Origin of the sequence: Bowmanella yangjiangensis (assembly GCF_017255015.1) — a bacterium.
Lineage (GTDB): Bacteria > Pseudomonadota > Gammaproteobacteria > Enterobacterales > Alteromonadaceae > Bowmanella > Bowmanella yangjiangensis.
In genome coordinates, this window is the sequence record NZ_JAFKCS010000545.1 from 1 (window position 1) to 506 (window position 506).

General features: G+C 69.2%; 1 protein-coding gene. It reads left to right on the plus strand.

Features of this window, described 5'->3' with window-relative positions; genetic code table 11:
* Window positions 1-163: 163 nt before the first annotated feature.
* On the plus strand, window positions 164-506 hold a 343-nt coding region (locus tag J0A65_RS25580; RefSeq protein WP_206597024.1), incomplete at its 3' end, for a GNAT family N-acetyltransferase.

Consider the following 506-nt stretch of genomic DNA (forward strand, 5'->3'; position numbering starts at 1 on the left):
GCAGCAGAAGGTACGCCTGAGCGAGCAGACCCGTGGCCGCCCCTGGGAGCAGTGACAGTTTTCACCCGCGACTGTGCCTGTAGACCCTTGCACGCAGGCCCTAGACTGAGCCCCTGGCTGGCAGCACCTGGCGCCGGCCACTGACTCAGGCGAGGTGAACATCATGATGCAGTTGCGCGCCGCGACCGCAGCGGACATCGAGGCCATGTGCGAGCTGTTGCTGGAGCATGGACCGAATCCCTGGAACCACTTGCCCGAAGCCGAGGTGCGCGCCCACCTGGCAGCCATCGCCGGCGGCGCGACGCGGGCCCTGCTGGCCGAGCAGGAGGGCGTGCTGCAGGGCTTCGTCAGTCATCGCCTGACCGATGACTTCGCCGCGCATCAGCCGCCGTCACGCTCGGGCCAGGTGCATGGCTACATCTGCGAGGCCGTGGTGCACGCTCGGCAGGCCGGGCAGGGGCTGGGCTCGCGCCTGTTGCGTGGCGTGGTCGAAGGGCTGCTGGAGG